The organism is Streptomyces sp. NPDC111606, from assembly GCF_055656945.1.
Genome location: NZ_JBVKBY010000001.1, coordinates 717,785 through 742,770 on the forward strand (window position 1 = coordinate 717,785; position 24,986 = coordinate 742,770).

The following is a 24,986-nucleotide window of genomic DNA, read 5'->3' on the forward strand; positions in this document are numbered from 1 at the left end:
GGTCGTCGCAGGCCGGTGAGCCGGATCGCCTCGTACGGGACAGTGACCGGCTCACGTGCACCGGCAGCCTGCCGGAGCGCGGCACCGTCGAGGTATACGGAGCCGAGCCGCCGGGGGTTTTCCCTGTGCTGCCCGGTTCCCCTTAGGGAAGGGCACCCGCCGATCATGTACGTCCGCCGCAGCGCCGCGGTCCTGGCCGCCGCCGTCGTGATCGGCGCGGCCGCGCCGGCCGTAGCCGCCGACCCGACCCCCTCCGCCTCGCCGTCGAAGGCGTACCCCGCCGAGCTGTACGGCGACTCCGACCCCACGTACGACGGCGTCTGGCGCCAGTCCCTCGCGCTGCTCGCGCAGGACACGGTCGAGGTGAAGCCGGCGAAGGGCGCCGTGGACTGGCTGCTCGGGCAGCAGTGTGCGAACGGGGCCTTCGCGCCCTACCGCGCCGACACGAGCGCGGACTGCGACGCCAAGACCCTGACCGACACCAACAACACGGCCGCCGCCGTCCAGGCACTGACCGCGCTCGGCGGGCACGACGCCGTGGCCGACAAGGCGGTGTCCTGGCTGAAGTCGGTCCAGAACAAGGACGGCGGCTGGGGCTACACCGCGGGCGGGGCCACCGACGCCAACTCGACGTCGGTCGTGGTCGGCGCGCTGGCCGCCGCGGGCGAGAAGCCGACGGAGGTCGTGAAGGGCGGGAAGTCCCCGTACAACGCCCTGCTCGAGCTCGCCCTGCCCTGCAAGGGCGCCGACGCGGGTGCCTTCGCGTTCCAGCCGGACAAGAAGGGCGGCCTGGCCGCCAACGCGGACGCGACCGCGGCGGGTGTCGTCGGCGCGCTCGGCAAGAGCCTCGTGGTCAGCCCCGGCAAGCAGTCGGACGCGTCCTGCAGCGACGCCGGATCCGCGACCCCCGAGCGGGCCGCGGCCAACGGCGCCGCCTACCTGACGGAGGCCCTCGCCAAGGACGGTCACCTGACGTCCGCCCTCCCCGGCGCCGAGGACCAGCCCGACTACGGCAACACGGCCGACGCGGTCGTCGCCCTCGCCGCACAGGGCGGGGCCGGCGCCGCCCAGAAGCCGTTGCAGTGGCTGGAGCAGAACTCCGCGAAGTGGGCAGCGCAGAGCGGCCCGGCCGCCTACGCCCAGCTGATCTTCGCCGCCCACGCAACCGGCGCCGACCCGCGTGACTTCGGCGGCACGGACCTGGTCAAGCAGCTCAACGCGACGGGCCCGGCACCGCAGTCGGCGCCGAACGCGTCGGTCAAGACGTCGGCGAAGGCCTCGGACAAGCAGGAAAACGACGACAAGGGCTTCGGCGTGTGGTGGTTCGTCGGCGTCTGCCTGGTCGCGGGCATCGGCATCGGCTTCCTGCTGAGCGGCCGCAACAAGGCCAAGCGATCGTGATCCGCCGCGCTCTCACCCTCCTCCTGGCCGCGCTGGTCCTCGTGACCGGCGCGGCCCAGGCCGCCCAGGCGACCGGATACCGCTACTGGTCCTTCTGGGACCGCGACGGCGACACGTGGACGTACGCCACCCAGGGACCCTCCATCGCCCGCCCCTCCGACGGCGACGTGCAGGGCTTCCGCTTCGCGGTGAGCGAGGACTCGAAGGACGCCGCGAAGCCGAGGGGCGCGGCCGAGTTCGCGGTGATCTGCGCGCGCACGCCCGCACAGGACGGCAAGAAGCGGGTGGCTCTGGTCCTCGACTTCGGTACGCCGGCCGACGCCCCGGCGGGCGAGACGCCCCCGGCCCGCCGCACCGTGTGCGCCCGGGTCGCCCCGGACGCGACCACCGCCGAGGCCCTGGCCACGGTGGCCAAGCCCCTGCGCTACGGCACGGACGCGCTGTTGTGCGCGATCGCGGGCTACCCGGAGAAGGGATGCGGGGAGCAGGTGGCCGGAGGCGACAGGTCGACGGCTTCCGAGAAGACGCCTTCCGAGCAGGCAGCCTCCGAGAAGAAGGACGCCTCGGACGACGGTCCGTCGCTGGGCCTGGTGGCGGGGATCGTCGTGGTGGCGGTGCTGGGCGCGGCAGCGGTCTGGCAGGCACGGCGGCGAGCCTGATGGCGAGCGGCCCCAGCCGGCCCACGGGCACGCGTGCCGCCGGGGAGGTGCCCGTCCCGAAGAGGGGCGGCACCCCACCGGCGCCGGCAGGCGGCCCCGCCCCCCGGCCGCGTCCCCGGGCACAGCTCCACCCCGGCGCCTGGTGGCTCTGGGCCCTCTCCCTGGGCACCGCGGCCACCCGCACCACCAACCCCCTTTTGCTCACCCTCCTCATCGCCACGTCCGCCTACGTGGTGGCGACCTGCCGCCCGAACACCCCCTGGGCCCGCTCCTACTCGGCCTTCGTCAAGCTCGCCCTGGCCGTCCTCGTCATCCGCCTCTTCTTCGCCGTGGCCCTCGGCTCCCCCATCCCCGGCACCCACGTGATCGTCACCCTCCCCGAAGTCCCCCTCCCCGACTGGGCCCAGGGCATCCGCCTGGGCGGCACGGTCACCGCCGAGGCGCTCGTGTTCGCCCTGTACGACGGCCTGAAACTGGCCACGCTCCTGATCTGCGTGGGCGCGGCGAACGCCCTCGCCAACCCCACCCGCCTGCTGAAGTCCCTCCCGGGCGCCCTGTACGAGATGGGCGTGGCGGTGGTCGTCGCCCTCACCTTCGCCCCCAACCTGATCGCCGACGTCCAGCGCCTGCGCGCCGCCCGGCGCCTGCGCGGCCGGCCCGACCACGGCATCCGCGGCCTCCTGCACGTCGGACTCCCGGTCCTGGAGGGCGCGTTGGAGCGTTCGGTCGCCCTCGCCGCCGCGATGGACGCCCGCGGATACGGCCGTACCGCGCAGGTCCCCGCCCCGGTCCGCCGCATCACCACCGCCCTCACCCTCGGCGGCCTGCTGGGCGTCTGCGCGGGAACGTACGGCCTGCTGACCGCCCAGGGCGCCACCTACGGCCTGCCCGTCCTCCTCGCCGGTCTGGCCGCCGCGCTGGCCGGCCTGTGGCTCGGGGGCCGCCGCACCCCTCGTACCCGCTACCGCCCCGACCGCTGGGACGCCCGCGCCTGGCTGGTCACCGGCTCCGGCGTCGCGGTGGCCGCACTGCTCACCCTCGCCGCGTCCCGCGACCCCGAGGCGCTGCACCCCGGTGTGGTCCCCCTGGTCGCGCCGACCCTCCCCCTGTGGCCGGCGGCGGCCGTACTGCTGGGCCTGCTGCCCGCCTTCGTGATCCCCAAGGAGCCGTCGTGATCCGCTTCGAGGATGTATCGGTGACCTACGACGGCGCCGTCGAACCCACCGTGCGGGGCGTCGACTTCGAGGTGCCGGAGGGCGAGCTCGTCCTCCTGGTCGGGCCGTCGGGCGTGGGCAAGTCCACCGTCCTCGGCGCGGTCAGCGGCCTGGTCCCGCACTTCACCGGCGGCACCCTGCGCGGCCGCGTCACGGTGGCCGGCCGCGACACCCGTACCCACAAGCCGCGCGAACTCGCCGACGTGGTGGGCACGGTGGGGCAGGATCCCCTGTCCCACTTCGTGACCGACACGGTCGAGGACGAACTCGCCTACGGCATGGAGTCGTTGGGCCTCGCCCCGGACGTGATGCGCCGCCGCGTGGAGGAGACCCTCGACCTGCTCGGCCTCACCGACCTCCGGGCCCGCCCCATCGCCACCCTCTCCGGCGGCCAGCAGCAGCGCGTCGCGATCGGCTCCGTCCTCACCCCGCACCCCAAGGTCCTCGTCCTCGACGAGCCGACCTCGGCCCTCGACCCGGCCGCCGCGGAGGAGGTCCTCGCGGTCCTCCAACGCCTGGTCCACGACCTCGGCACCACGATCCTCATGGCCGAACACCGCCTGGAACGAGTCATCCAGTACGCCGACCAGGTCGCCCTGCTCCCCTCGCCCGGAGCGGCCCCCGTCCTGGGCACCCCGGCGGAGATCATGGCCGTATCGCCGGTGTACCCCCCGGTCGTGGCCCTGGGCCGCCTGGCGAACTGGTCCCCGCTGCCCCTGACGGTCCGAGACGCGAGGCGAAAGGCGGCAAACCTACGTCAACGGCTTGAGGGCCGGGACTGCAACGCCGCAAAGGGGCGCGGGGCTGTACTCGATTTGCGGCTACCGCCGCGTGGGCGCGACCAGCCACAACGAACCGGCACCCGCGACGAATCCGCACCCCCCACCCCCGTAGGCGCCCGTTGGTTCCGCCGCAAACGCACCGAACCCACCCCGCCCTCCCCCCACACGGCCGAGGTACAAGCCCTCTCCGTCACCCGCGACCGCATCCAGGCCCTACGCCACGTGGACCTCACCGTCACCCCCGGCGAAACCATCGCCCTCATGGGCCGCAACGGCGCCGGAAAGTCCACCCTCCTCAACACCCTGGTCGGCCTCGTCGAACCCTCAGCCGGCACAGTCCAAGTAGGCGGAGCCACCCCGCACCGCACCCCGCCCCGCGACCTCGTACGCAAAGTGGGCCTCGTCCCTCAGGAACCCCGGGACCTGCTCTACGCCGACACCGTCGCGGCGGAGTGCACCTCGGCCGACGCCGACGCCGGCGCGGCCCCCGGCACCTGCCGCGCCCTCGTCTCCGAGCTCCTCCCGGACATCCCGGACGACATCCACCCCCGCGACCTCTCCGAGGGCCAGCGCCTCACCCTCGCCCTGGCCGTCGTCCTGACCGCCAAGCCGCCCCTTCTCCTCCTCGACGAACCGACCCGCGGCCTGGACTACGCGGCGAAGGCCCGTCTGCTCGGCATCCTGCGCGGGCTCGCCGCCGACGGGCACGCCATCGTCCTGGCCACCCACGACGTGGAGCTGGCCGCCGAACTGGCACACCGGGTGATCCTTCTCGCCGACGGTGAGGTGATCGCGGACGGCCCGGCGGCGGACGTGGTGGTCGCCTCCCCCTCGTTCGCCCCGCAGGTGGCCAAGATCCTGGCCCCGCAGAAGTGGCTCACCGTCGCCGAGGTACGGGAGGCCCTGGCATGAAGGGCCCCTCCGCCCACCCCACGCCCCAGGCCCGAGCCGTCCGCCTGGGCCCGCGCTCCATCGCCGCCCTGGCCCTCGTCAGCGCGGTCGGCGTCGCGGCGTTCGGCTGGCCGTTCCTCACACCGCCCACCTCCCAGCTCAGCGCCCACGCCCAGGACGCGCCCTGGCTCTTCTCGGCGCTCCTGGTCCTTCTCGTCGCGGTGGTCGCCGCCACGATCTCCGAGTCGGGGCTCGGCCCGAAGGCGGTCGCGATGCTCGGCGTGCTGGCGGCGACGGGGGCTGCGCTGCGGCCGATCGGGGCAGGTACGGCCGGCCTCGAGCCGATGTTCTTCCTGATGGTGCTCAGCGGGCGGGTCCTGGGCCCGGGCTTCGGGTTCGTGCTCGGCGGGGTGACGATGTTCGCGTCGGCGCTGCTGACGGGCGGGGTGGGCCCCTGGATGCCGTTCCAGATGCTGGCGATGGGCTGGTTCACGATGGGCGCGGGCCTGCTGCCGGGCCAGGACCGCCTGCGCGGGCGGGCGGAACTGCTGATGCTGGCCGTCTACGGCTTCCTCGCGGCCTTCGTCTACGGCACGATCATGAACCTCGCCGGTTGGCCCTTCATGGGCGCGCTGGCCTCGAACGTGGCCTTCGACCCCGAGGCGGCCGTCCCCGCGAACCTGGCCCGCTTCGTGACGTACTGCCTGGCGACCTCCCTCGGCTGGGACCTCGGCCGGGCGCTCGTCACCGTCGTCCTGACCGTCACTCTCGGCCCGGTGATCCTGCGGGCGCTTCGGCGTGCCACGCGCCGGGCGGCTTTCGAGGCCCCGGTCACATTCGACGCTCCCACAGGGTGAGGGGCCACGCGCGGTCCGTGATCCGCACGGTGAACCACCCCACATGACTCACATCACCTACGATCCGCCCTAGTCGGACAAATCGGATGCCATGCGCACGCCAAAGTCGCCTTTGACCTGCGCATTGCGAGCCACGTCACACGAGTACCCCTCCCCCCGCATACGACCACAACTAGCAAACCTGCTCATTGCGGACACCTTCCCGGCCTGTTTCTCTGGACGACGTCGCACGGTGCCGACGTGCCCTCAGGGCCTCGGCGCCGACGTACGCCCCCGCCTCGCATCGCGTGGTTCCGGCTTGCCTGCGGCCCCTGTCCCCGAAGAAAGGCTCTCCGTGTCCGCGATTTCCACCTTCCGCCGCATCTCTGCCCCGAAGAAGGCTCTCGCCGGTGCCGCCCTGGCCGCCACGGCCGCCGGCACCCTGTTCGCCGCCGCGCCCGCCCAGGCCGCGTCGACCGAGGCCGGCTCGGCGCAGAAGGTCGCGAAGAAGATGATCTCGGACTCGGCCCAGTACCAGTGCTTCTCCAAGATCGTCGATCACGAGAGCGACTGGAACGTGAACGCCACCAACTCCTCCAGCGGCGCCTACGGCCTCGTCCAGGCCCTCCCGGGCAACAAGATGGCCTCGGCCGGCTCGGACTGGAAGACCAACGCGGCCACCCAGATCGAGTGGGGCCTGGACTACATGAAGGACCGCTACGGCAGCGCCTGTGGCGCCTGGAACTTCTGGCAGTCGAACGGCTGGTACTGAGCCGACCCCGCCAGACCCTGAACCGAAGGCGGCGGCCCCCGATCCCCGGGGCCGTCGCCTTCGCCATGCGTACCAGGGCCTACGGAGCCGTCTCGGGGGAGGCAGGAACGGGGCGTAGGGATAAGGGGTGCTCCTGCCTCCCTCGGGACGGGCCGACGGCGCCGGGATGCCGTCGGCCCGAGTGTGGCGCCGTGCGTCGTCAGCCGGCGGTCACCTGGAGTTCCTTGACGCCGTTGATCCAGGCGGAGCGCAGCCGGCGCGGATCGCCGACCAGTCGCAGGCCGGGCATGGCGTCGGCCACGGCGTTGAAGATGAGGTCGATCTCCAGGACCGCGAGGGACTTGCCGAGGCAGTAGTGGGGACCGCCCCCGCCGAAGCCCAGGTGAGGATTGGGGTCACGGGTGATGTCGAAGGTGTCCGGGTGGTCGAAGACCTCGGGGTCGTGGTTCGCCGAGGCATAGAAGATTCCTACCCGGTCCCCCTTGTTTATGCGCTTTCCGCCCAACTCCGTGTCCTGAGTGGCCGTCCGCTGGAAGGAGACGACGGGCGTCGCCCAGCGGACGATCTCCTCGGCCGCCGTCGCCGGACGCTCCCTCTTGTACAGCTCCCACTGCTCGGGGTGGGTGAGGAAGGCGTGCATCCCGTGCGTGATGGCGTTCCGGGTGGTCTCGTTGCCGGCCACCGACAGCATCAGCACGAAGAACCCGAACTCGTCGGAGCGCAGGTTGCCCTCGTCCTCCGCCGCCACCAGCGTGGTGACGAGGTCCTTCGCCGGGCACTCCTTGCGGTCGGCGGCCATGTTCATCGCGTACGAGATGAGTTCGGTGGCCGACTCCTGCCCGACCTCCTCGGTGATGGCGTACTCGGGATCGTCGTACGCGATCATCTTGTTGGACCAGTCGAAGATCTTGGCCCGGTCGTCCTGCGGGACGCCGATGAGCTCGGCGATGGCCTGCAGGGGCAGTTCGCAGGCGACCTCGGTGACGAAGTCGAAGGGGCCGGAGTGCTGCCTGGCGTTGGCGGCGATCGACAGCGCCCGCGCGTGCAGGCGCTCCTCCAGGGCCCGGATGGCCCGCGGGGTGAAGACGCGCTGCACGATCTGGCGGACCCGGGTGTGCTCGGGCGGGTCCATGTTCAGCAGGATCAGTCGCTGCGCGTCGATGGCGTCGCGCTCGATGTGCTCGTTGAAGCGGATGATCGCGGTGTTGAGGGACGACGAGAACAACTCCGGATGCGTGGACACGTACTTGACGTCGGCGTGCCGGGTCACCGCCCAGTAGCCCTCGTCCTGGAACCCGGCTACGTTGCCCGACTGCGGGATCCAGCGGACCGGTTCGGCGCGGCGCAGCTCGGCGAACTCCGGGAGGGGTACGCGGTGGTGCAGCACATCGGGGTCGGTGAAGTCGAACCCGTCGGGAAGCGCTGGACAAGGCATCGGCAACTCCAGCCATCTAGCCATGTATCCATCTGACGGACCATCAGAACAAGGATTGCCGCGAAGGTAGTAACGGGTTCTACAAGTGGCAAGAGGCGCGGCACCCCGAATTGCGTGCGGGATTCGTGCAGATCTCCGCAGATCAACACTTCAGACGCTGCACGACTCTTGCGGCAGTCGACACGCTGTCAGCAGACTGCAACTGGAACTAGTACGTGTTCTAGTTCAGCGTGGCGGGGCCGGCCGGGACGCCCCCGCGCCGCGCGGGTAACCGAGGAGAGGACACTCCCCATGGCCGCGGAACCCGTGATCGTCGAGGCAGTACGCACCCCCGTCGGCAAGCGCGGCGGCGCGCTCGCCAACCTCCACCCCGCCTATCTCCTGGGCGAGACGTACCGCGAACTCCTGGGCCGCACCGGCATCCCCGCCGACGCGGTCGAGCAGATCGTCGGCGGCACGGTGACCCACGCCGGCGAACAGTCCATGAACCCCGCGCGCACGGCGTGGCTGACCATGGGCCTGCCGTACGAGACGGCCGCGACGACGGTCGACTGCCAGTGCGGGTCCTCGCAGCAGGCGTCGCACATGACGGCCAACATGATCGCGGCGGGCGTCATCGACGTCGGCATCAGCTGCGGCGTCGAGGCGATGTCCCGAGTGCCGCTGGGGTCGGGGTCGAAACACGGGCCGGGCAAGCCCTTCCCCGACGAGTGGAACGTCGATCTCCCCAACCAGTTCGAGGCGGCGGAACGGATCGCCCGCCACCGGGGGCTGACACGCGAGAACGTCGACTCACTGGGGCTGGTCTCGCAGGAGCGGGCGGCTGCCGCCTGGGCGGAGGAACGCTTCAAGAGGGAGACGTTCGCCGTCCAGGTCCCGACGACCGAGGACGAGCAGCGCGCCGGGCAGGGCATGTGGCGGCTCGTCGACAAGGACGAGGGCCTGCGCGACACGTCCATGGAGGCCCTGGCGAGGCTCAAGCCCGTCATGCCGACGGCCGTGCACACGGCGGGCAACTCGTCCCAGATCAGCGACGGCGCGGCGGCGATCATGTGGGCGTCGAAGCGGATGGCGCGTGCGCTGAAGCTCAGGCCGAGGGCGCGGATCGTCGCCCAGGCGCTGGTGGGCGCCGACCCGCACTTCCACCTCGACGGCCCGATCGACGCGACGAACGCCGTGCTGGGCAAGGCCGGGATGTCCCTGAAGGACATCGACCTCGTCGAGATCAACGAGGCCTTCGCTTCGGTGGTGTTGAGCTGGGCCCAGGTCTTCGAGCAGGACCTGGAGAAGGTGAACGTGAACGGCGGCGCGATCGCCCTCGGGCACCCGGTGGGGGCCACCGGGGCCCGACTCATCACGACCGCGCTTCATGAACTGGAGCGGGCGGACAAGGAGTTCGCGCTGGTGACGATGTGTGCGGGGGGTGGCTTGGCCACCGGCACCATCATTCAGCGGCTTTAGCCGACGTCCAGTCCACGAAGGTGGTGAACGCGGCGGGGCCGAGGGTGAGGATCGGTCCCGCCGGGTCCTTCGAGTCGCGGATCGCGATGGTGGTGTGGGGAGTTGCGGCTATCTCGACGCACTGGCCGCCTTGGTCGCTGCTGTGCGTCGACTTGCTCCAGGTCAGTGAGCCGGCGGTCGCGCACTCGACACATTCGCCACCTTGATCGCCGCTGTACGGCGACTTGCGCCAGGTCAGGGCTCCAAGCGGTGCGCATTCGATGCACTCGCCGCCCTGGTCGCTGCTATAGCTGGACTTACGCCACTGGACCACAGCCGAAACCGCGTTGCTCCCCATAGCGTTCCTCCATCACACGCCGGATCAGCTCCGCCGAGTCCCTGAGGGAGAGAGCGGCGGCTTGAAGATGATCGTAACGGAGCGAGCAGTTCTTGACGGTGTCCGGGTTCGCGGTGGGATGCCCGCTGCCGTAGCCCTCGGTGTAGACGATGTCCGGGTCGCTGCCAAAGCGGAAGAGGGTGAACGAGCCTGTCAGCCCGGCGTGCGCGCCAGCCGAGAACGGCAGCACTTGGACGTTGATCCGCGGATTGTTCTCGAAGGACAACAGGTGTACCAGTTGGCCGCGCATGGTGGCCTGACCACCGATCTCCTGGTACAGCGCAGCCTCGCTCAGGATCATCCAGAGGACCGGTGGCTCGCCTGCCTCGAAGATGCGCTGACGAGCCAGCCGTACGGCGGTGCGGTCGTCGAGGTCGTTGTCGTCCAGCACGCCGAGCACGGCACGCGCGTACTCCTTGGTCTGCAGGAGGCCATGAACCATGTGCGTCTGGAACGTACCGATCTCCGCCGCCCGCGCCTCCAACTCCGCCACCTGCTGAAACCAGGCCGGAAGTTGACTACGCATCACCAGCTCGTGCAGCCGGGACAGCGCCCCGCCCGTCCCCAGCGCGACATCCACCCGCTCGCTGAACGGCAACGTCGGCAGCTTCCGCGCCGTCTCGATCTGGCCCACCAGTGACCCCGTGCAGTACACGATGTCCCCGAGTTGCTTCTGGGTCAGCCCGGCGGCCTCGCGATGGCGGCGGAGCTCGAAGCCGTAGTAGTCGAGTGGCGAGGCGCCCGGGTCGAGGGTGTTGATGTGGGTCACGCAGCGGCCCCTCTCGCGCAACTCGGCCCACTTCAGGACCTGTTGTATCCGTTCGGTAGCCCAGAGTAGTTGCACCAGGTCACGCTCGTACCGTGAACGGATACATTCCCCCCACCTCCCTGGTCCCCTTCCGTGCGCAATACCGGCTGCGCCTCACCGTCGGCGAACACTCGGCCCGGCACATCCGCACCATCGCCCGCTCGCTGCTCGCCGAGTGGGCGATGCCGGCACTGACCGACGCCGTGGAGCTGGGGGTGACCGAGCTGGTCGCCAATGTCGTACGGCATGTTCCGGACCGCCGGTGCGAGGTGCTGATCCTGCGGCAGCCGGGCGGGGTGCGGGTCGAGGTGGCGGACGGCTTCGCTCAGCTGCCCGCGTTCGCCGTGCGGTCGGGGCCGGACGACGAGGGCGGCCGGGGGCTCGTGCTGCTGGACGCCATGGCCGGTAAGTGGGGCGTGGACCCGGTGCCGGGCGGCGGCAAGGCGGTGTGGTTCGAGTGCTGGGTTGAAGCGGAGGGAAAATAGCCACTTCATCGGCCAGTGAACGTTCCCACCGGATTCCACGTCTTCGATCACGTGGCCCAAGCCGACCTCACCAGCACCCGCACCCGCCCGAGCGCCCCGCAGCAGGCACCGCCTGCCCGGGAGCGGCTGCTGGACACGGTCTGGGCCCGGTACCGAATACCCCTGCTGGCCACCCTCCCCACCGTCCCCCTGTATGCGATCTGGGCCCTGTTCCTCGCCACCGGCGGCGGTGACCTGGCCGCGCAGGACGCGTGGACCGGGTTTGCCACCCGGCACGGCGGTTCGGCCTACAACCTGTTCTGGTACGGCGGCACGCACACCGCCAACTACAGCCTGATCTCGCCGTATCTGATGGCCGCGCTCGGCGTCCGCACGGTGACCGTCGTGTCCGGGCTCGTCGCCACCTGGCTGGCGGCGGTCCTCATCACGCGCGCCAAGGGCATCCCGCGCCCCCTCGGCCCGGCCCTGCTCGCGGCCTTCGCCCTGTGGTGCAACGTGGCCTCCGGCCGCACCACGTTCGCCCTGGGTGTGGCCTTCGGACTCGCCGCGTGTCTGCTGCTGACCCGTGAGAAGCGGATCGTCCTCGCCGCCGTGTACGCCGCCCTCGCGACGATGGCGAGCCCGGTGGCGGGGCTGTTCCTCGTCGTCGTGGGCGCCGCGTTCCTCCTCACCCGCGACTGGGCCCGCGCCCTCACTCTCCTCCTCCCGCCCGCCGTCACCGTCGGCGTGACGACCCTCCTCTTCCCCTTCAAGGGCGAGCAGTTGATGTTCGCCGACCGCATATGGCCGCCCTTCTTCCTGGGCCTGGCCGTCACGTTCCTCGCCCCGCGTTCCTGGCGTGTCGCCCGCTGGAGCGGTGCCGTCTACGCCGCCGGGGCGGTCCTGACGTATCTCATCCCCTCCCCCATCGGCACGAACGTCGAGCGCTTCGCCGAGCTGTTCGCGCCCGCGGCCCTCCTCGCCGTCCTGGTGGCCCAGCCCCGGCTCGCGAAGGTCCGCCGGAACCTGCTGATCACCGCCCTCGTCTTCTCGGTCTGCTGGGTCACCAAGAAGACCGGCGACGACCTCTACGTCTCCACCACCGTGCCCACCTGGGCCACCGAGACCCACGGAGTGGTCCGCGCCCTGGACCACCTCGGCGCCGACCGCACCCGCGTCGAGGTCGTCCCGGCCCGCAACCACCGCGAGGCCAGTGGGCTCGCCCCGCATGTGAACATGGCCCGCGGTTGGAACCGCCAGCTGGACATGGAGCGGGCCCGGCTCTTCTACGACGGGTCGTTCTCCGCGGCGACCTACCGGAAGTGGCTGGACCGCTGGGCCGTCGGATACGTCGTCCTGCCGCTGGGCAAACCCGACGGGTACGCCAAGGTCGAGGCCCGGCTCATACGCGAGGACCGGCCCGAGTGGCTGGAGCCCGTGTGGCAGGACGAGCACTGGCGGATCTTCCGGGTGCGGGACGCCGTGCCCCTCGTCTCCGATCCCGCGAGCGTCGTGTCGACGTCCAGCGCCGACCTCGTCGTCCGCATGTCCCGGGCCGGATCGGCGACCGTACGGGTCGCCTACTCCCCCTGGCTGCACGCCGACGGCAGCGGCTGCCTCACCCGGCAGGGCGAGTTCACCCGCCTCACCGTCACCGCCCCCGGCACATACCGGATCAGCTCGGAGTACGGGCCTTCGCCGGAGCCGGGGAGTCACTGCTGACCTTCTCGGCCTGTGCCGTGACCATCCGGGCCCGCGGCCCCTGGAACAGGTAGGTCATCCCGAAGCCCGCGCCCACGACGGCCGCGCCGCCGACCGCGTCCAGCACCCAGTGGTTGCCGGTGACGACGATCGCGGTGAGCGTGAACAGGGGGTGGAGGAGGCCCAGGGCCTTCATCCACCACCTGGGGGCGAGGATGAGGATCACCAGGCCGCACCACAGGGACCAGCCGAAGTGCAGGGACGGCATCGCCGCGTACTGGTTGGTGAGTTCGGTGAGGGTGCCGTAGTCGGGCCTGGAGAAGTCCTGCGGGCCGTGGACCGTGTCGATGAAGCCCAGGCCCGGCATCAGGCGCGGGGGCGCCAGTGGGTAGAGCCAGAAGCCGATCAGGGCGAAGACGGTGGCGAAGCCGATGGCCGTGCGGGCCCAGCGGTAGTCGACGGGGCGGCGCCAGTAGAGGACGGCGAGGATGGCGAGCGGGACGCCGAAGTGGAACGACTCGTAGTAGAAGTCGAAGAAGTTGCGGACCCAGTCGACCTGCACGACGGCATGGTTGGCCCAGCGCTCGATGTCGATGTGCAGGGCGCGTTCGATCGAGTGGATCTCCTCGCCGTGTTCCTCGGCGGTGACCCGGCCGGCCGAGTTGGAGCCGCCCGCGGCTGCCAGCCGGATCTGGGCGTAGGCGTAGTACGTGACCCGGATGAGGAGCAGCTCGAAGAGCAGGTTCGGGCGGGTGAGCACGCGGCGCAGGAACCGCACCAGCGGGATGTGCCGGAAGCGGGACGGCACCGGTGGGGCGTACCGGGTGGGGATCGGTGTCTGCCAGTACTGCGACGTGCGGGACAGGAAGGGCACGACGGCGGCCGTGGCGAGGGCGGCCAGGAGGACGAGGTCGGCGCGCAGGGGGTGGAGGATCACCTTGTCCGGCACCATCATCCGCGCCGGCAGCGTCATGATCAGGATGACGGCGGCCGGCCACACGTACCGGTCGGAGGCCCGTCTGCCGACCTGGCCGACCACCGCGAGCAGCACCCACAGCAGCTGGTGCTGCCAGGCGGTGGGGGACACGACGATCGCCGCGCAGCCGGTGATGGCCACGGCCAGCAGGAGCTGCCCGTCGTGGGCGTAGCGAACGGCCCGGCGCAGCGCGAGGACGGCGACGGCGGCGCCGAGGACCAGGAAGAGGGCGATCTCCAGCGGGCCGGTCAGCCCCAGCCGGAGCAGGGCGCCGTGCAGGGACTGGTTGCCGAGGTCGTCGGCCCGGCCGCCGAGCCCGACGCCGACCATGTGGTGCACCCAGTAGGTGTACGAGTCGCGGGGCATCGCCGCCCACGCGAGCGCCGTGCACGCGGCGAACGTGGCCCCCGTGGAGAGCGCGGCCCGGCGCCGGCCGGTGAACCACAGCAGCGGGGTGAACAACAGCAGGGTCGGCTGCAGTGCGGCCGCGACGCCGATGAGCACGCCGCTGGTGCGTTCGCCGCGGACGGCGAAGCAGCCGAGCAGCACGAGCAGGACCGGCATGATGCTGGTCTGGCCGAGGTAGAGGGTGTTGCGCACCGGCAGCGACAGCATCAGCAGGCTGATCGCGACGGGCGCGGCGAGCAGCGAGGTCCGGCGGCTCACCGGCTGCGGCAGCGCACGGGCGGCGACCAGACCCAGGACGACGACGAGCAGGAGGGTGCCGAACGTCCAGCCCCACCCGAGGGCCTGCTCGGCGGCCCGGGTCAGCGGCTTGAGGACGAGCCCGCCGAACGGCGTACCGGTGAACTGCGTCGAGTCGTACAGCGAACCCTTCACATGCAGGACGCCGTTGGGTCCGACCCAGGTCTCCAGATCCGTCAGCCGCTCCCCGCGCGGCGTACCGAGGACGACGGCCAGCTGGCGTAGGGCGAGCACCGCGACGACCAGCCACAGGCCGAGTCGCGCCACGCGCACACGTGCCTGGACCGTGCCGACGGCCGTGGCTCCGAGTGCCTCCGCCGGTCGCCCACCGTGATCCGCATTCGCCACGCCTCGTCGGCCTCCCGCCCCGGTCGTCACACACGTCCCACGCGTCAGGATCCTTACGAACCCTATGCGGCTCGCACCCCCGCAGGGAGAGACGCAGGCAACCCCGACTTCACCTGACGTCCGCTCTCCTTTTGTCCGGAGACGATAGTCGGGGGGCGGTTCGCCCGCCTCCGCTGGGTCACCCCCGCGGGCGGAATCGATCACATCACCCGGCACCGGCCACGGAACCGTGCCGTCCGCCGTACCGTCTGAACCGCCGGCGTCACGGTGGTGAAGGGGCTTGCGGGGATGGAGGGGCTGCGCGATGGCGGACTTACTGCGGGCGGGTACTCGAAGGCGGGCTCTGACCGTCGTCCTGGCGTTGCTCGCCCTCCAGCTCGGGCAGCTCGCGGCACCCGCCTGGGCGTGCGGCTGCGGGGCCATGGTGCCCGGCGACGCGGCGCGCGTGGCGGTGGGGCGTGAGGAGTCCGTCGTGCAGTGGGACGGGGCGCGCCAGCAGATCGTGATGCGGCTGACCGTCGGCGGGGACGCCGAGAGGGTCGCGTGGATCATGCCGGTGCCGCGCCGGGCCACGGTCCGCCTCGGCGACCCTGCCCTCTTCGACGAGTTGCACGACATCACGGCCCCCGTGCACCGCACCCGGTACCACTTCTGGCCCCAGGACGGCGACTGGCCGCTGGTGAGCGGCGGCGACGGAAGCGCGGGCGCCCCGCCGCCCCCGGCCGGCGCCGGCGCTCCGGTGGGCGTCGTCGGCCGGCAGCGGCTCGGCCCCTTCGACGTGGCCCGGCTGACGGCCACCGACCCCGGCGCGCTGGACGACTGGCTGGACAGCAACGGCTTCGCGCTGCCGCCCCGCCTGACGGGAGCCCTGCGCCCGTACGTCGACAAACGCTGGGAGTACGTGGCCGTCAAGCTCACCCCGCAGACCACCGGCACCCCCCTCACCGGTGCCCTCGACCCCCTGCACCTCACCTTCCGCACCGCCGAGCCGGTCTACCCGATGCGCCTGTCGCGCCTCGCGGACACGCCCCAGTCCCTGGGCCTGTACGTCCTTGCCGCGCACCGCATGGAACCGGCGTCCCCGATCGGCGGGGAACGCCCCCGCGTCACCTACGCAGGCCGGGTCACGGAACGGACGGGACCGCTCGCCGAACTGGCGGCCGGCACACCGTTCCTCACCGCGATCGGCCAGGAGTTCCCGTATCCCGAACGCATCGCGGGCGACCACGAGCTGCGCCGCGCGCCGGCCGACGACACCTTCCAGCAGGTGATTCACGAGGACCGGCTGCGTATGGTGGCCGGCATCCCGGCGTGGCTGCTGACGGTGACGGGCGGGCTCGCCCTGACGGTGGCGACGGCGGCCGCGTTCGCCGTACGACGCACCCGGCGGCCGGAGCTGCCGACACCCCCGGCCCAGCCTCCTGCGCCCGCCGCCCGAATCGACCATCCTGGTATCACCGACGGCGAAGACGGGTAGTTAGCGCATCTAACTAGCCATAGGAAAGGCAAGGCGATGAGCGAGTCGCAGCTCTGGGACGACGTCGACGAGTACTTCTCCGCCCACCTCTCACCGGATGACGAAACGCTCCAGGCCGCCCTGCGGGAGAGCGAGGCGGCCGAGCTCCCGCCGATCGCCGTCAGCCGGTCCCAGGGCAAGTTCCTCCAGCTCCTGGCCCAGATCCAGGGCGCCCGCAACATCCTGGAGATCGGCACGCTCGCCGGCTACAGCACCATCTGGCTGGCGCGCGCCCTGCCCGCCGACGGCCGCCTGATCTCGCTGGAGTACAACCCCAGGCACGCCGAGGTCGCCACCCGCAACATCGCGCGGGCCGGCCTGGACAAGCTCGTCGAGGTCCGGGTCGGCCCGGCCCTGGAGTCGCTGCCCAAGCTGGCCGACGAGAACCCGGCCCCCTTCGACCTGGTCTTCATCGACGCCGACAAGGCCAACAACCCGCACTACGTCGAGTGGGCGCTCAGGCTCACCAGCACGGGCAGCCTGATCGTCGTCGACAACGTGGTGCGCGGCGGCGGGGTCGTCGACGCCGACAGCACCGCCCCGGACATCCAGGGCACCCGGACCGCCATCGAACTGATCGGCAGCCACCCGAGGTTGAGCGGCACGGCGATCCAGACGGTGGGCAGCAAGGGCTACGACGGCTTCGCGCTGGCGCGTGTCCTCGCCTGAGGCATTGCTCAAGCCTCGTGATAGAAGCCCACGTTGACGCTGCGCGGCTCGGTGCGGTCGTGGATGATGATCTCGCCGCTGCCGCCCCTGGGCAGCGGCACGGTCCCGCCGTAGCCGATCGGCTGCGCGTACTGCCCCACGGTCAGCCGCACCTCGGAGGACGGGTCGGGCTGCGAGCCGCGCAGCCAGGTCACCTGCCAGCTGCCGTCGGGCCCGCACAGGAACTCCAGATGCACCCGCGAAACGAACAGCCACTCGTCCGGCGTCACCAGCCGGCACACCGACTTGTCGCGGCCCACCCGCAGCACGGCGCCCGGCTCGCTGGGCGCGTCGGCCATGAGCATGCCGGCCGTGGCACCCTCGTCCGCCGCGGACACGGCGGCCATGGTGAGTTCGAGCACGAGCGCCCCTCCTGAAACATCCTTGAACAGCGGCCGTTTGGCCACCGCGCCCGCATGATAAATCGCCCGGCACTGCCGCGTCCGGCACAATGAACTCATGACCGAGCGAAAGCCCCCCGGCGTCCCGTTCGAGTCCTGGGTCGACAAGCAGATCCACGACGCACAGTCCCGCGGCGACTTCGACCGGCTGCCCGGCACCGGAAAGCCGTTGCCGAACGACCTGGAAGCGCCGTACGACGAACTGTGGTGGATCAAACGCAAGATGGCCCGCGAGGGCCTGTCGGTCCTGCCCCCGGCCCTGGCCCTGCGCAAAGAGGCGGAGGACGCCCTGATCGCGGCGTACGCGGCTCCCTCGGAGCGGACCGTCCGGAAGATCATCACGGACGTCAACGTCAAGATCCGCGACATGCTGCTGAAGCCGCCGCCCGGCCCTCCCCTGGGCCGTAAGCCGTACGACGTCGAAGAGGTCGTACGGCAGTGGCGGGAGAGACGCCGGGCGGCGGGCGAGTCGGGTGTTGCGTCAGATGCGTAGGAGCCGTTCCGCCAGCTCGCGATAGTCACGCAGCGCCAGCCGCAGCTGCTCGGTGTCGGTGCTGGACGCCCCGGCCTTGCCCTCGGCCGGATCGTTCGCCTGCCAGGCCCCGCGCAGAGTACGGCGGCGCTGCGTCACCGCCTCACTGAAGCGGGCGGCGAGCTCCTCCAGGACACGGTCGGCCTCCTCCACGGCGCCCCGGGGGCCGTCGACGAATCCGGAGACCGCGTGCTGCAGCTTGAGCTCGAACTTGTCGGACTCGTCGTGCGGGAAGAGCCGCGCACCCGCACGCCCGCCTTTCGCGGGAGCCGCCGCACGCGCCTCACTGTCACCGGTGGGCGCGACCGGGGGTGCGCTCTTCGCGAGGTCGTGGTCCGTCACCTTGCCGGTACCCATGCCGGTCGTGGCGTCCGTCATGTCGCTCAACTCCCCTTCGCGTGACGGGTGAACGTCCACGGCAGATGCCCGCGGTGGCCGTTGCTGCGGGCGGGTGCGTGCCCGTCGGCCTCCCTGCGGGACTCGCGGGAAGCCCGCCGGCCGACCGACCCTGCCAGGTCCTCGAACAGCGCCCTGGCCTCGATCAGCGCCTCGCGCATCTCCTCCGTACCCGCGCCCCCGCCGTCCCGTTCGCCACCCGCGCGCGCGTGGGCGAAGTGGTGCACGTGCCGGTAGCCCTGCACATGGTCCGCATGGTGCACGGCCAGGGCGGAGATCTGCTCCTCGTACTGCGCGCCGTCCGGGAACCCGCGTGCCTGCGCCAGCTCCGCGAGCAGCCGGTCCGCCTCGTGGACGGCCTCCCTGGGCGACTCGACGAAGTGCTCCTGGGCAGCCGCCCAGCGCGCCTCGAACCGCTCGACCTCGGTCGGCTCCAACGGCCGCTCCCGCAGCCCGCCGTGCCGCTCCACCAACTGAGCCAGCTCACGCTCGGCAGCCTTGACGTCTCCGTCGTGCCGGGTCACGGCCCGCTCGTACTCAGGCCCGAAGCGCCGCTTCAGACCCCGACCTCCCTGCGCATCCCGATTACGCAGGGCCAGGACGGCCACGCCGAGCACGACGACGACCGCCACCATCACGATCAGAATGATCACACCTGTGGACATGTGTGCCGGGTTGCCCCCAGAGCGCTCCTCAAACGACCGCCGATCCGCCCACCCACAAACTCGCTTGCGAAGCCACCGTCCCCCTCCCTCACAATGCGGCCATGACCTGGACCGTAGCGCCGGAACCCCCCGACTCCCCCGTGGCCAAAGCCCTTTGGCGGGCGTACTACACCGAGGTCAGCGACCGCTACTACCTACTCCACAGGGGCCACCGCACCGACCCGTCCGAACTGGCCCGAGAACTCTCCCACCCCCCGACCACTGAACTCCGCCTTCCCAAGGGTCAGTTGCTGGTGGCCCGCTACGAGGGCGAGCCGGCCGGCTCAGCCGGCATCAGACTCCTGGCCGACAACACGGCCGAACTGACCCGGGTGTACGTACACCCGAAGATGCGAGGCAAGGGCGGCGGCAAACTCCTGGTCCTCTCAGCCGAGGCCAAGGCCCGCACCCTCAACGCCACCCGCATCATCCTCGACACCCGCCACGACCTCACAGAGGCCCGCGCCCTGTACACAGCCCTGGGCTACGAGGAGACACCCCCACACAACGACGACATCTACGCCGAGCACTGGTTCACGAAGCCCCTGCTCTGATAGACGCCGGCCCCCGCGGCGCGGCACCCGCGTACGGCGGCAAGGGGACGTGCCGGGGGGGTGTCCGCCCGCAGCGGCGGGCGTCAACAAACAGCCCCTCTCAAGGCACAGCAACCGCCCGACCGAGGACGGACACCCCCCGGCACGGCCCCGACCCACCCCACACCCGCAGGCGCTACGCGAACCCCCACTCACTCAGGCGAGCCGCCGCAGGCACCCCCGCCCAACCGCCGGAGGCCCCGGCGCTCAAGAATCCCGCGGCTGCTCCCGATCAGACCCACACAACTCCGCATTCAGCTCCTTGACCAACTGCACCAGATCAGTGGGCCGATCAGGCCCCCACCAGTCCCCCAGCAACTCGGCCAACGAACGCTCCCGAACGAGCGCCAGCCGCCCGGCGACCTCCCGCCCCCGATCCGTCAGCACCAGATCGAGCCCCTCCCGAACGGCCAGCCCCCGCCCCTCCACCTGCCGAGCCGCGTCGAGAATCACGGTCAGCGGCACAGAACTCCGCTCGGCGAGCACCCCCGGCTCCACCCACCCGTACCTCTTGATCCGCAGCAACAGCCAACTGGCCGCGGGCAACAGGTCGTACCCCGCCCGCTCGGTGATGTCCCGGTACACCTCCCGCCGCCCCTCCCGGGTACCGAGCACCGACAACGCCCGGCACACCTCGTCGTAGGACGACCGCTGGACGGGATTGCTGGCCAGCGTCTCGGTGACATCGGGCGCGGTCACGGACCCCCGCAGCTTGTCCTCCCGCAGGAACCAGGCGAGCACGAACCCCGCCAGAGCGACCGGCGCCGCGTACAGGAACACGTCGGTGATCGAGGACGCGTAGGCCTCCAACGCGGCCGGCCGCAACGCCGCAGGCAGTTCCCCGATGTCCCGCGGATCCGCCTCCAGCCCCTCCAGTGAGACCCCGGCAGGAAGCGAAACCCCCCGAAACGCCTCGACCAGCTTGTCGTCGAGCCGGCCGGCGAAGATCGTCCCGAAGATGGCCACACCGAACGACGCCCCGATGGACCGGAAGAACGTCGCCCCGGAGGTGGCCACGCCGAGATCCTCGTACGACACGGCGTTCTGCACGATCAGCACCAGCACCTGCATGACCAGGCCGAGCCCCAGCCCGAAGACGAAGAAGTAGACGCTCATCTCCCAGGTGGAGCTGTCCACGTCCAACTGGTGGAGCAGCAGCAGCCCCAGCGTGGTGACCCCCGTCCCCGCGATCGGGAACACCTTCCAGCGTCCGGTACGGCTGACGATCTGCCCCGACCCGGTCGACGCCAGCAGCATGCCGGCCACCATCGGCAGCATGTGCACCCCGGACGTGGTCGGGCTGACCCCCTGCACGACCTGGAGGAACGTCGGCAGGTAGGTCATCGCGCCGAACATGGCGAACCCGACGATGAAGCTGATGACCGCGGAGAGCGAAAACGTCCGCACGCGGAACAGCTTCAGCGGCAGCACAGGCTCGGGAGCCTGCCGCTCGACGGCGACGAACGCCACGGCGAGCACCACTCCGAGCACCGCCAGCCCGACGATCTGAACCGACCCCCACGCCCATGTGGTCCCCCCGAGGGAGGCCACCAGCACGAGACAGGTGGCGACGGAGGCGATGAGGAAGGTTCCCAGATAGTCGATGACATGCCGCGTCGACTTACGCGGAATGCGCAGCACGACGGCGATGACGGCGAGGGCGACGACCCCGATGGGAAGGTTGATGTAGAACACCCACCGCCAGCTCAGATGCTCCGTGAACACCCCGCCGAGCAATGGCCCGAGCACACTCGTCGCCCCGAACACGCCCCCGAACAGCCCCTGATACCGCCCACGCTCGCGCGGCGGGACGATGTCGCCGACGATCGCCATGGACAGCACCATGAGCCCGCCGCCCCCGACGCCCTGAAGCGCGCGGAAGGCGATGAGCTGAACCATGTCCTGCGCCATGCCGCACAGCGCGGAGCCGACGAGGAAGATCACGATCGCGATCTGGAAGAGCCGCTTGCGCCCGTACTGGTCACCGAGCTTGCCCCACAGCGGAGTCGCGGCCGTGGACGCCAGCAGATAGGCGGTCACGACCCAGGACAGATGCTCCAGGCCGCCGAGGTCGCTGACGATCGTGGGCAGGGCGGTCGACACGATGGTCTGATCGAGTGCGGCGAGCAGCATGCCGAGGAGCAGCGCGCCGATGGAGACGAGGACGTTGCCGGGCACGTTCTTGTGCGCGTCGGCTCGCCGTTGCGGGTCCTGCGCGTCACGCACATTTCCTGTCATACCGTGCGAGTCCTCGGCCATGAAGACCTCCCGAGCGTCTCGTTACACCTCCCATGCATCTCCCATCGTGATCGGTTTGATCAGTTATGGCCTGTTGAGTCCCTTTGGAAGCAGTCCTTCCGGGGGCTTGAGGAGACGACGTGAGGAACGTCTGCATAATCTGGGGAGTTCGCGAGGGGAGGGACGAACACGTGACTGAGCCGACGGGCGCGAAGGGTCCGGACAGCCAGGATGGCCCGATAGGCCGGAACGGTCACCTTTGCCCGGAGTGCGGTACGCCGAGAGGGACCGACAACACGCCCTCCTGCGGCTGCGGCCCGCGCGTGTCCGAGGCCCTGCGAGACGCCCGTACGGCGGAGGCGGCCGCGGCGGAGGACTTCGATCCGCTGCGGATACGGCCATACGTGGAGCTGGAGGGTACCGGCGAGGCGGGCGGCGAGACGATGCCGCTGCGGGCGGTGCCGGCAGCGCCGCCCACTCCCTTGGCACCCCCGGTCACCACACCGAGTGCGCAGGACCTGAGCCTGTTCGAGCCGGACGGGGTGTCCGACAGCTCTGATCCGGACGGCACTCCCGAGATGGCCGCCGCCCGTCACCGTCGTACGCGTACGGTCCTGCTCGGGGCGGGCGGAGCGCTCGTGGCCGTGTTCGCGGCGGCGGGCCTGGCGAGCGGTCTGTTCACGTACGAGGCGCCGGTACGGGAGACGGCACTGCCGGACGACGTACGGGCGAGCGTGCCGGTGCCGTCGGCCAGCGAGCCCCGGGAGACGCCGTCACCCACGGAGCCGTCGACGCAGTCGGCAGCGCCGGCGGTGTCGCCGTCGCCGACGGAGAGCGCGTCCGCTTCCCCGTCGCCGTCGAGGTCGAGCGCGTCCCCGTCTCCGTCGGCGACCTCGGAACCGACGAACGCCCCGTCCACCACCGAGGCCGCCGGCCCCGAGGAGGACTCCGCCGCCGCGCGGGACCCCGCGCCTGCGATCCTCCAGCGCGGCGACCGGGGCCCCGAGGTCACGGAACTCGAGCTCCGCCTGACCCAACTCGGCCTCTACACGCGGGAGGCCAGGGGCAACTTCAACGAGGGCGTCGAGGACGCGGTCATCCGCTACCAGTGGGCCCGGGGCGTCCAGCCGGACGAGTACGGGGTGTACGACCTGGCCACACGGGAGAGGCTGGAGTCGGAGACGACCGAACCGTGACGCGGCGCCGGCGTCGCTGTCAGGGAGGTTCGCCAGAGAGCTCGGGACTGCGGGTCCGACGGCGGCCGCGGGCCGTGCGTGGCTGGTCGCGCAGTTCCCCGCGCCCCTTGGGTGGGCTGCAGTACCCGGCATAGCTGCGGGCAGTCGTGCCGCTGGGGCGGCACGGGTGGGCGCAGGCGGCACCCTGCAAGCGCGGGCAAGCGTCTCCACCCGCGCGCAGCCCCACGCCGCGCACCCCCGAACAGCAACCGCGCCCTAGCCGACGTGCACCCGCATCGTCCCGTCCCCCAGAGCCTCGACCCGCACCTCGCGCAAGTCCGCGACCAGTGCATCCGGCCCATGGAACCCGGCGCGGGGTCCGACCCCCACCACCCGCATCCCGGCTGCCCGGCCGGCTTCGATCCCCGCGCCCGAGTCCTCGAAGACGATGCAGTCCTCCGGCGCGATCCCGAGTTCGGCGGCGCCCTTCAGGAAGCCCTCCGGATCCGGCTTGCTGGCGCCCACCGACTCCGCGGTGACCCGCACATCCGGCTGCTCCAGACCGGCGGCAGCCATCCGCGCCGTGGAGAGCGGCACGTCGGCGGACGTCACCAGCGCATGCGGAAGCCCCCGCAGGGAGGCCAGGAACGCCGGCGCCCCGGGAATCGGCACCACGCCCTCCACGTCCGCCGTCTCCTCGGCGAGCATGCGCGCGTTGTCGGTGTGGTTCTGCTCCATCGGCCGGTCGGGCAGCAGCAGGGCCATCGAGGCGTACCCCTGCCGCCCGTGGACGACCTTCATCACCTCGTCGCCGTCGAGCCCGTGCCGCTCGGCCCAGCGACGCCAGATCCGTTCCACGACTGCGTCGGAGTTGACGAGGGTGCCGTCCATGTCGAGCAGGAGGGCACGGGCGGCGAGCACGGTGGGCGTGGTGGGCGCGGCGGTGGCCGACATCGGCAGCTCCAGGGCGAGGGGCGCGGGGGTGCCAGGGGTGGCCCCCGGAGGGACAAGGTGGTCCCGCCCGCCGGTCAGGGAAAACAGGCGGGAACCACTTTGTTCCCCCACGGTACAAAACGTGGGCCCCTTCGCGCCACCGCCTCCTTGAACCATTCACCGACAGTTCAGCCGGCGATCGCCTCCCACAGGCTCCACAGGCCCAGCCCGAGCATCAGCAGCGCCGCCACCTTGGTGATCAGCTTCAGCGGCACCCGCCGCATCAGCGCCTTCCCGCCGACGATCCCGATCGCCGCCACGCTCCACAGCGCCAGCACCGCACCGACACCGACGGACAGCGGGTCGTCGTAGCGGGCGGCTAGGTTCGCCGTCATGATCTGCGTCAGATCGCCGAACTCGGCGACCAGGATGAGCATGAACCCGGCGCCGGACACCTTCCAGAAGGACTGGTTCTCCGGCTTGCGGACCTCCGCCTCGTCCTCGTCCTTCTTCATGAGCAGCACCGCGGCGCCACCGAGGAAGAGCACACCGGTGAGCGCCTGAACGAGCTGCTGCGGCAGCAGCGTCAGCACACTGCCGGCCGCCACGGCCAGCGCGACATGCACCGCGAACGCGGCGGCGACGCCGGCGAACACGTACGAGGCGCGATAGCGGGTGCCGAGGACGAGCCCGGCGAGCGCGGTCTTGTCGGGCAGTTCGGCGAGGAAGACGACGCCGAAGACGACCGCCGTCACGGTAAAGCTGATCAAGGTTCCTCAATCGGTCGGGCTGCCCCACCGAGAGCACTGTCACTGCGCTGCGACACCTCGGCACGGCAGCACACTCGGCACCCGTGCCGTACGGCACGGGCGTGCACTGCTTGCCGAAGGTCTCGCTGGCCGACCTCCGATACGAGGTCCGCCTCCGGGCGCCGGCTCAGACGAGCTGAGCAGTATGTCGA

At 71.2% G+C, this 24,986-nt stretch carries 24 protein-coding genes; 14 read left to right on the plus strand and 10 right to left on the minus strand.

What is annotated here, in order from left to right; translation table 11 throughout:
* The first annotated feature begins 165 nt into the window (after positions 1–165).
* From ACZ7M7_RS03325 to ACZ7M7_RS03350, 6 genes are all read left to right on the plus strand, one after another.
* Complete coding sequence (locus tag ACZ7M7_RS03325; RefSeq protein ID WP_472112315.1) at positions 166–1,401, plus strand: prenyltransferase/squalene oxidase repeat-containing protein; 1,236 nt, start codon at positions 166–168, stop codon at positions 1,399–1,401.
* Positions 1,398–2,060 (plus strand): SCO2322 family protein, encoded by a 663-nt coding sequence (locus tag ACZ7M7_RS03330; RefSeq protein WP_472112318.1) that lies wholly within the window; start codon positions 1,398–1,400, stop codon positions 2,058–2,060. The genes ACZ7M7_RS03325 and ACZ7M7_RS03330 overlap by 4 nt, the downstream gene beginning before the upstream one ends.
* Positions 2,060–3,235 (plus strand): energy-coupling factor transporter transmembrane component T, encoded by a 1,176-nt coding sequence (locus tag ACZ7M7_RS03335; protein WP_383624215.1) that lies wholly within the window; start codon positions 2,060–2,062, stop codon positions 3,233–3,235. The genes ACZ7M7_RS03330 and ACZ7M7_RS03335 overlap by 1 nt, the downstream gene beginning before the upstream one ends.
* Complete coding sequence (locus ACZ7M7_RS03340; protein ID WP_472112322.1) at positions 3,232–4,968, plus strand: ABC transporter ATP-binding protein; 1,737 nt, start codon at positions 3,232–3,234, stop codon at positions 4,966–4,968. The genes ACZ7M7_RS03335 and ACZ7M7_RS03340 overlap by 4 nt, the downstream gene beginning before the upstream one ends.
* Positions 4,965–5,804, plus strand: a complete 840-nt coding sequence (locus ACZ7M7_RS03345) for an ECF transporter S component (RefSeq protein ID WP_472112325.1) — start codon at positions 4,965–4,967, stop codon at positions 5,802–5,804. Before ACZ7M7_RS03340 ends, ACZ7M7_RS03345 begins: the two co-directional genes overlap by 4 nt.
* A gap of 334 nt (positions 5,805–6,138) precedes the next feature.
* Positions 6,139–6,555, plus strand: a complete 417-nt coding sequence (locus ACZ7M7_RS03350; protein ID WP_383595891.1) for an aggregation-promoting factor C-terminal-like domain-containing protein — start codon at positions 6,139–6,141, stop codon at positions 6,553–6,555.
* 199 nt (positions 6,556–6,754) lie between these two features.
* Here ACZ7M7_RS03350 and ACZ7M7_RS03355 read toward each other — a convergent pair whose 3' ends face one another.
* Positions 6,755–7,990 (minus strand): cytochrome P450, encoded by a 1,236-nt coding sequence (locus tag ACZ7M7_RS03355; protein ID WP_383595888.1) that lies wholly within the window; start codon positions 7,988–7,990, stop codon positions 6,755–6,757.
* Positions 7,991–8,281: 291 nt separating this feature from the next.
* On the opposite strand from ACZ7M7_RS03355, the gene ACZ7M7_RS03360 reads away from it, so the two are divergent.
* Positions 8,282–9,451, plus strand: coding sequence for a steroid 3-ketoacyl-CoA thiolase (locus ACZ7M7_RS03360; RefSeq protein ID WP_472112331.1), 1,170 nt, complete (start codon positions 8,282–8,284; stop codon positions 9,449–9,451).
* Here the strand turns inward: ACZ7M7_RS03360 and ACZ7M7_RS03365 are convergent.
* Both ACZ7M7_RS03365 and ACZ7M7_RS03370 read right to left on the minus strand, forming a co-directional pair.
* Entirely contained in the window at positions 9,435–9,764 is a 330-nt protein-coding gene (locus ACZ7M7_RS03365) for a DUF397 domain-containing protein (protein ID WP_472112333.1), read from the minus strand. The genes ACZ7M7_RS03360 and ACZ7M7_RS03365 overlap by 17 nt on opposite strands.
* Positions 9,748–10,596 (minus strand): helix-turn-helix domain-containing protein, encoded by an 849-nt coding sequence (locus tag ACZ7M7_RS03370; protein ID WP_472112336.1) that lies wholly within the window; start codon positions 10,594–10,596, stop codon positions 9,748–9,750. The genes ACZ7M7_RS03365 and ACZ7M7_RS03370 overlap by 17 nt, the downstream gene beginning before the upstream one ends.
* Before the next feature lie 92 nt (positions 10,597–10,688).
* On the opposite strand from ACZ7M7_RS03370, the gene ACZ7M7_RS03375 reads away from it, so the two are divergent.
* Complete coding sequence (locus tag ACZ7M7_RS03375) at positions 10,689–11,120, plus strand: ATP-binding protein (RefSeq protein ID WP_472112339.1); 432 nt, start codon at positions 10,689–10,691, stop codon at positions 11,118–11,120.
* Positions 11,121–11,171: 51 nt separating this feature from the next.
* Complete coding sequence (locus ACZ7M7_RS03380) at positions 11,172–12,821, plus strand: hypothetical protein (protein ID WP_472113884.1); 1,650 nt, start codon at positions 11,172–11,174, stop codon at positions 12,819–12,821.
* Here the strand turns inward: ACZ7M7_RS03380 and ACZ7M7_RS03385 are convergent.
* The gene (locus ACZ7M7_RS03385) at positions 12,775–14,829 is read right to left on the minus strand and encodes a bifunctional glycosyltransferase 87/phosphatase PAP2 family protein (protein WP_451180383.1); all 2,055 of its coding nucleotides are present in this window, start codon (positions 14,827–14,829) and stop codon (positions 12,775–12,777) included. The genes ACZ7M7_RS03380 and ACZ7M7_RS03385 overlap by 47 nt on opposite strands.
* Before the next feature lie 304 nt (positions 14,830–15,133).
* On the opposite strand from ACZ7M7_RS03385, the gene ACZ7M7_RS03390 reads away from it, so the two are divergent.
* Positions 15,134–16,306 (plus strand): DUF2330 domain-containing protein, encoded by a 1,173-nt coding sequence (locus ACZ7M7_RS03390; RefSeq protein WP_472112344.1) that lies wholly within the window; start codon positions 15,134–15,136, stop codon positions 16,304–16,306.
* A gap of 36 nt (positions 16,307–16,342) precedes the next feature.
* A complete protein-coding gene (locus ACZ7M7_RS03395) occupies positions 16,343–17,014 on the plus strand; it encodes an O-methyltransferase (protein ID WP_369270745.1) in 672 nt (223 codons plus the stop codon).
* An 8-nt stretch (positions 17,015–17,022) separates the two neighbouring features.
* On the opposite strand, the gene ACZ7M7_RS03400 is transcribed toward ACZ7M7_RS03395, so the two are convergent.
* Positions 17,023–17,415 (minus strand): FHA domain-containing protein, encoded by a 393-nt coding sequence (locus tag ACZ7M7_RS03400; RefSeq protein WP_369270746.1) that lies wholly within the window; start codon positions 17,413–17,415, stop codon positions 17,023–17,025.
* A gap of 97 nt (positions 17,416–17,512) precedes the next feature.
* Between ACZ7M7_RS03400 and ACZ7M7_RS03405 the strand changes: the two genes are divergently transcribed.
* A complete protein-coding gene (locus ACZ7M7_RS03405) occupies positions 17,513–17,947 on the plus strand; it encodes a DnaJ family domain-containing protein (RefSeq protein WP_383595863.1) in 435 nt (144 codons plus the stop codon).
* Here ACZ7M7_RS03405 and ACZ7M7_RS03410 read toward each other — a convergent pair.
* Positions 17,936–18,364, minus strand: coding sequence for a hypothetical protein (locus ACZ7M7_RS03410; protein ID WP_472112351.1), 429 nt, complete (start codon positions 18,362–18,364; stop codon positions 17,936–17,938). The genes ACZ7M7_RS03405 and ACZ7M7_RS03410 overlap by 12 nt on opposite strands.
* Positions 18,365–18,369: 5 nt before the next feature.
* Positions 18,370–19,047, minus strand: a complete 678-nt coding sequence (locus ACZ7M7_RS03415; protein WP_472112354.1) for a hypothetical protein — start codon at positions 19,045–19,047, stop codon at positions 18,370–18,372.
* A 101-nt stretch (positions 19,048–19,148) separates the two neighbouring features.
* Between ACZ7M7_RS03415 and ACZ7M7_RS03420 the strand changes: the two genes are divergently transcribed.
* A complete protein-coding gene (locus tag ACZ7M7_RS03420) occupies positions 19,149–19,640 on the plus strand; it encodes a GNAT family N-acetyltransferase (protein ID WP_472112357.1) in 492 nt (163 codons plus the stop codon).
* Positions 19,641–19,886: 246 nt separating this feature from the next.
* Here the strand turns inward: ACZ7M7_RS03420 and ACZ7M7_RS03425 are convergent, their stop codons facing one another.
* A complete protein-coding gene (locus ACZ7M7_RS03425) occupies positions 19,887–21,938 on the minus strand; it encodes an MDR family MFS transporter (protein WP_472112361.1) in 2,052 nt (683 codons plus the stop codon).
* A gap of 302 nt (positions 21,939–22,240) precedes the next feature.
* Between ACZ7M7_RS03425 and ACZ7M7_RS03430 the strand changes: the two genes are divergently transcribed.
* Positions 22,241–23,113 carry a peptidoglycan-binding domain-containing protein gene (locus tag ACZ7M7_RS03430; RefSeq protein ID WP_472112364.1) on the plus strand — a complete coding sequence of 291 codons (873 nt, stop codon included), beginning with the start codon at positions 22,241–22,243 and terminating at the stop codon, positions 23,111–23,113.
* A gap of 255 nt (positions 23,114–23,368) precedes the next feature.
* Here ACZ7M7_RS03430 and ACZ7M7_RS03435 read toward each other — a convergent pair whose 3' ends face one another.
* Both ACZ7M7_RS03435 and ACZ7M7_RS03440 read right to left on the minus strand, forming a co-directional pair.
* On the minus strand, positions 23,369–24,046 hold the full coding sequence (locus ACZ7M7_RS03435) for an HAD family hydrolase (protein ID WP_472112367.1): 678 nt from the start codon (positions 24,044–24,046) through the stop codon (positions 23,369–23,371).
* Positions 24,047–24,213: 167 nt separating this feature from the next.
* Positions 24,214–24,795, minus strand: coding sequence for a TMEM165/GDT1 family protein (locus ACZ7M7_RS03440; protein ID WP_451167110.1), 582 nt, complete (start codon positions 24,793–24,795; stop codon positions 24,214–24,216).
* Positions 24,796–24,986: the final 191 nt, after the last annotated feature.

Excerpts from the sequence above, each read along its gene's own strand:
- ACZ7M7_RS03325 (WP_472112315.1), top strand. The coding sequence starts at position 166 with ATGTACGTCCGCCGCAGCGCCGCGGTCCTGGCCGCCGCCGTCGTGATC.
- ACZ7M7_RS03335 (WP_383624215.1), top strand. The coding sequence starts at position 2,060 with ATGGCGAGCGGCCCCAGCCGGCCCACGGGCACGCGTGCCGCCGGGGAG.
- ACZ7M7_RS03345 (WP_472112325.1), top strand. The coding sequence starts at position 4,965 with ATGAAGGGCCCCTCCGCCCACCCCACGCCCCAGGCCCGAGCCGTCCGC.
- ACZ7M7_RS03355 (WP_383595888.1), bottom strand. The coding sequence starts at position 7,990 with ATGCCTTGTCCAGCGCTTCCCGACGGGTTCGACTTCACCGACCCCGAT.
- ACZ7M7_RS03360 (WP_472112331.1), top strand. The coding sequence starts at position 8,282 with ATGGCCGCGGAACCCGTGATCGTCGAGGCAGTACGCACCCCCGTCGGC.
- ACZ7M7_RS03390 (WP_472112344.1), top strand. The coding sequence starts at position 15,134 with ATGGCGGACTTACTGCGGGCGGGTACTCGAAGGCGGGCTCTGACCGTC.
- ACZ7M7_RS03395 (WP_369270745.1), top strand. The coding sequence starts at position 16,343 with ATGAGCGAGTCGCAGCTCTGGGACGACGTCGACGAGTACTTCTCCGCC.
- ACZ7M7_RS03405 (WP_383595863.1), top strand. The coding sequence starts at position 17,513 with ATGACCGAGCGAAAGCCCCCCGGCGTCCCGTTCGAGTCCTGGGTCGAC.
- ACZ7M7_RS03410 (WP_472112351.1), bottom strand. The coding sequence starts at position 18,364 with ATGACGGACGCCACGACCGGCATGGGTACCGGCAAGGTGACGGACCAC.
- ACZ7M7_RS03415 (WP_472112354.1), bottom strand. The coding sequence starts at position 19,047 with ATGTCCACAGGTGTGATCATTCTGATCGTGATGGTGGCGGTCGTCGTC.
- ACZ7M7_RS03420 (WP_472112357.1), top strand. The coding sequence starts at position 19,149 with ATGACCTGGACCGTAGCGCCGGAACCCCCCGACTCCCCCGTGGCCAAA.
- ACZ7M7_RS03425 (WP_472112361.1), bottom strand. The coding sequence starts at position 21,938 with ATGGCCGAGGACTCGCACGGTATGACAGGAAATGTGCGTGACGCGCAG.
- ACZ7M7_RS03435 (WP_472112367.1), bottom strand. The coding sequence starts at position 24,046 with ATGTCGGCCACCGCCGCGCCCACCACGCCCACCGTGCTCGCCGCCCGT.